The following is a 4973-nucleotide window of genomic DNA, read 5'->3' as shown; positions in this document are numbered from 1 at the left end:
CCCGCAGCACTCTTCACTCCGCACGACACCGCCGCAGACTGCCCCGGAGGAGAACAGCAGGACGTCGTTCAGCTGAGGACGGAGGTGCAGTCCGTCGTGGAAGCGTGCGCCGGGTCGAGCGCGTTGGCCACCTCGTGGAAGGCGATCTTGTCGGTGGTGCCGATGAGGACGTGCTCGGAGAGATCGACCGCGCACAGGTCCTGGAGCAGGACGTTGCGTACGTTCGCGCCGCTCAGGTACTGGGTGCGGTAGGGGGTGACGACCTCGTCGTACCGGGTGGAGATGACGGTGTACTTCACCCCGGGCACGGTGTCGGGTACGGAGTTGAGCTTGGTGACGAACGGTGATCCGGCCACCTGGTCGGCGAGGCCGGGGGTGGCGGAGTTCAGCAGGGCCTCCGCGCCGGGGAAGTAGGGCAGCAGCGCGGTCAGCCCGAGGAGGGTGGTGCCGTGGTTGTCGGGGGCGAGGGCGACGAGCGCGTTCACCTTGGCGGCGCCGCCGAGGAACTTCAGGTAGTAGTTCGGCATCATGCCGCCCTGCGAGTGGCCCACGAGGTCGGCCTTCGACTTGCCGGTGGCGGCGAGCACCTTGTCGACGAACGTGCTGAGCTGGGCGGCCGATTCGTCGATCGGGCCGAGGCCGTTGAAGACCGGCACGCCGGGGAGCTGCCCGTAGTCGAGCGAGAAGACGCAGTAGCCCCGGGCCACCAGGTAGGGGGCGAGGACGATCCAGTTGTCGACGGAGTTCCCGAAGGTTCCGTGGACGAGGATCACGGGGCGCGGGTGGGCGGCGGAGGGCTTGCAGGAGTAGTCGTTCCAGCCGCTCGTGGTGGCGGCGGCCTCCCCTGCGGAGGGCGCCGCCGAGGCGGCAGCCGCCGAGGGGCCGGCGAGGGCGGCGACGGCGAGGAGCAGCGCGGCGAGGGTCCTCCGCGCACGCGGGGATCTCGGTGTACGGGTCCAGGGCAGCATCGTGGGGTCTCCTTGCGGCTCAGGGAGTTGCGATGTGGGGGGTTCGCCCTGTGGCCCGGACCACAAGCTTTATGTGCTCATGTCAAATTACGCGCGAGTAGATTCGCGGGGGAAGTTACGCGTCGGTAAAAACTGCTCCGCCACCGACATCGGTCCGCGACACACCCCCGACGACTCGCCATGGTCACTTTCGGCGACGCGACCGCACCGCGAAGTGACGGCACCGTGAAGTGACGACACGACGTCCGGCGGTGACCGTGAAGCGGCGGCGCGGCGACATGACGGCACTGCGGCACGCCCACGACCACCCCCGGGGGCCGCAGACACGTCACCCCTCCACACCCACCCGCGGTGGCGCACCACTCCGACCGCACGCGCCGCCCGTCAACACGGCAACGACCCCGGGTCGCGCTCCCCGGACGAGCGGACACCCGGGTCGGACACCGCCCGCACCGGGTGGCGAAGGTCATGCGGGAAGACGCGGGCGAGCCCCGAAGAGGCCCCTCGGAGCCAAGTCCCGCGCCGCGTGACGGGGGTGACGACCCGGCAGTTCACCACACCGCCCTTTGTTCGATTACTTCCGCACCGACCAGCCCCTTACCCGCTCGCCGACCGGGGATGAGGGAGTTAAAGTAATCGAACGAACGTACGAGGAACGTATCGGGCAAAGGTAGGAAATGGGGTGGCGGAATGGAGGTGCGGCATGGCGGGCTTCGCCCATCTGCACGTCGCGTCCGGTTACTCCGCCCGCTACGGCGCCGCCCACCCCGAGCTCCTCGCCCGGCGGGCGGCCGAACTCGGCATCCCGGATCTCGCGCTCACCGACCGGTCCACCGTGACCGGCGCTGTTCGATTCGCGCAGGCCTGCGCCCGGGAAGGAGTACGACCGGTCTTCGGCATCGACCTGGCGGTGGAGGCCCTCGCCCCGCCGCCTCCGGCCGAGCGTCCGCTCACCCCTGCGCGCGGGGGCTCCCATGTCGTCGAACCGCCGCTGCGCGTCGTACTGCTCGCCCAGGACCGGGCGGGCTGGGCGCGGCTCTGCCGCATCACCTCGGCGGCGCACGCGGACGCGGTGTCCGGTGTCGCGCCCGTGGTGCCGTGGACGGCACTGCGTGAGCACGGCGGCCCCGGTCTGACCGTGCTGCTCGGCCCGCTGTCGGAGCCGGTACGGGCGCTGGCGGCGGGCCGCGAGGACGTCGCGGTGAAACTGCTGGCACCGTGGCGACAGATCTTCGGGACCGGGCTGAGGCTGGAGACCGTGGCGTACCAGCGGGCCGGTACGGGCCCGGGGTCGCTGCGGCTGGCCGCCCGTACGCTGGCGCTGGCCGACCGTACCGGCGTCACCGCCGTGCTCTCCAACGCGGTCCGCTACGCCGACCCCGCCCAGCACCGCCTGGCCGACGTGCTGGACTCCGCACGGCTGCTGCGCCCCGTCGACCGGCGCCGGCTGGACAGCGGACAGCGGTGGCTCAAGGGCGAGGGCGCCATGGTCGCCGTCGCCCGTGCGATCGCCGCGTCCGCCGGTCTCGACGACCGCCGGGCGCGCCGTCTGCTGGCGGACACCGCCGCGACGGCCGCCGGGTGCGTCCTCGACCCGGGGGCGGACCTCGGGCTGGGGAGGCGGCACTTCCCGGAGGCGTCCCTGTTCGGCGCCGGGCCGGACGCCGGTGGCGCCGCCCGGCTGCTGCGCGAGCGTTCCGAGGCGGGGCTGGTCCGCCGGGGCCTGGACCGTGACGCGGACGCCCGGGAGCGGCTGGAGAGGGAGCTCGGGGTGATCAACAGGCTGGGGTACGACTCGTACTTCCTCGCCGTCGGCCAGGCGGTGGCGGACATCCGCGAGCTGGGCATCCGGGTCGCGGCCCGGGGTTCCGGGGCGGGCTCGATGGTCTGCCACACCCTGGACATCGCCACCGCCAACCCGCTGGAGCACCGGCTGCTGTTCGAACGTTTCCTCAGCGAGCGGCGCACCTCGCTCCCGGACATCGACATCGACGTGGAGTCGGCGCGGCGGCTGGAGTGCTACGACGCGATCTTCGCCCGGTTCGGCAAGGAGCGGGTCGCGGTCACCGCGATGCCCGAGACCTACCGGGCCCGCCGGGCGCTGCGGGACACCGGCCTCGCGCTCGGCATCGCGCCGGACGAGGTCGACCGGATCGCCAAGAGCTTCCCGCACCTGCGGGCTTCCGACATCACGAGCGCCCTCGCCGAACTGCCCGAGCTGCGCGCTCTGGCGTCGCGGGCGAAGCGGTACGGCCCGCTGTGGGAGCTTGCCGAGGGGCTCGACTCCCTGGTGCACGGCATGGCCATGCACCCGTGCGGGGTGATCATCAGCGACGCCGGCCTGCTGGACCGGCTGCCGGTGCAGCCCACCCCGCAGGGCGACTACCCCATGGCCATGGCCGCGAAGGAGGAGGTGGAGGCGCTGGGCAACATCAAGCTCGACGTGCTCGGGGTACGGATGCAGTCCGCGATGGCCCACGCCGTCCACGAGATCGAACGCGCGACCGGCGACCGGATCGACCTGGACGACCCGGAGCAGGTACCGCTCGACGACGTCTTCGCGTTCAAGCTCATCCAGCAGAGCGAGACGATCGGGCTGTTCCAGCTCGAATCGCCCGGCCAGCAGGATCTGCTCTCCCGCCTCCAGCCCCGCAACCCGCAGGACGTCATCGCCGACATCAGCCTCTTCCGCCCGGGACCGGTCGCCGGAGGCATGCCCGAGCGGTACGTCGCCGCGCGGCACGGAAAGGCCCCCGCCTACGCCCACCCCGACCTCGAACCGGTGCTCGCCGACACCTACGGGGTCACCATCTGGCACGAGCAGATCATCGAGACCCTCTCCGTGATGACCGGCTGCGACCGGGCGACGGCCGAGGTGGGCCGCCGTGCGCTTGGGGACAGGAAGCGGCTGCCCGCCATCAAGAGGTGGTTCCACGACCGCGCGGCGGCCCGGGGGTACTCCCCCGAGGTCCGCGCGAAGGTGTGGGCGACGGTGGAGGCGTTCGGCGCCTACGGGTTCTGCCGCGCGCACGCGGTGGCGTTCGCCGTACCGGCCCTGCAGAGCGCCTGGCTCAAGGCGCACCACCCGGCGTTCCTCCTCGCCGGGCTGCTCGAACACGACCCCGGGATGTGGCCCAGGCGCGTCATCGTCGCCGACGCCCGCCGCCGGGGCGTGCCCGTGCTGCCCGTGGACGTCAACCGCTCCCGTACCCGGTACGTGGTGGAGCGGACCGGCGACGAACGGTGGGGGGTGCGGCTCGCGCTGTCCTCCGTACGCGGCATCACCGAGGACGAGTGCGCCCGGATCGAGGCCGGTGCGCCCTACGACTCGCTGTCGGACTTCTGGCAGCGGGCCCGCCCCAGCCGGCCCCTGGCCGAACGTCTGGTCGAGATCGGCGCGTTCGCCGGGCTCGGTGACGGCCGGCTCACCCGGCGGGACCTGCTGCTGCACGTCGCCGAACTGCACCGGCAGTCCCGCACCCGGTCCGCCGGCGACGGCCAGCTCGCCCTCCACGCGGGCGCGGCGGGCGCGGCGGAGCCGAGCGGTCTGCCGGAGATGACCGGCCGCGAGGCGCTGGACGCCGAGCTGAACACACTGGGCATCGACGTGTCCCGGCACCTCATGGTCCACCACCACCGGCTGCTGCGGGAGATCGGCGCGACGGACGCCGCCCACCTGGCCGACGTGCGCCAGGGGCAGCGGGTGCTGGTCGCCGGGGTGCGGGCCTCCACGCAGACCCCGCCGATCGCCAGCGGCAAGCGCATCATCTTCGTCACCCTGGAGGACGGCTCGGGCATGGTCGACCTGGTCTTCTTCGAGGACTCCCACCCGGCGTGCGCGCACACCGTCTTCCACAGCGGGCTGCTGCTGGTGCGCGGCACCGTGCAGGTGCGCGGCAACCGGCGGTCCGTCGTCGGCACCATGGCCTGGGACCTGGACCGGATCGCGGCGGCCCGCCGGGACAGCCGAGCCTCGACGCGTGTGACAGCTACCACCGCTGGGAC

The 4973-nt window shown here is 72.6% G+C and carries 2 protein-coding genes; one reads left to right on the top strand and one right to left on the bottom strand.

Annotation, left to right across the window (positions count from 1 at the left end; all coding sequences use genetic code 11):
• Nucleotides 1-68 precede the first annotated feature (68 nt).
• On the bottom strand, nt 69-968 hold the full coding sequence (locus ACWD3D_RS33480) for an esterase/lipase family protein (RefSeq protein WP_451464478.1): 900 nt from the start codon (nt 966-968) through the stop codon (nt 69-71).
• Nucleotides 969-1671: 703 nt separating this feature from the next.
• On the opposite strand from ACWD3D_RS33480, the gene ACWD3D_RS33475 reads away from it, so the two are divergent.
• The coding region (locus ACWD3D_RS33475; RefSeq protein WP_451464477.1) for a DNA polymerase III subunit alpha at nt 1672-4973 on the top strand (3302 nt) is incomplete at its 3' end.

The organism is Streptomyces sp. NPDC002690, from assembly GCF_053592415.1.
This window is presented reverse-complemented; position numbering and strand designations above follow the sequence as displayed.

Excerpts from the sequence above, each read along its gene's own strand:
- ACWD3D_RS33480 (WP_451464478.1), bottom strand. The coding sequence starts at position 968 with ATGCTGCCCTGGACCCGTACACCGAGATCCCCGCGTGCGCGGAGGACC.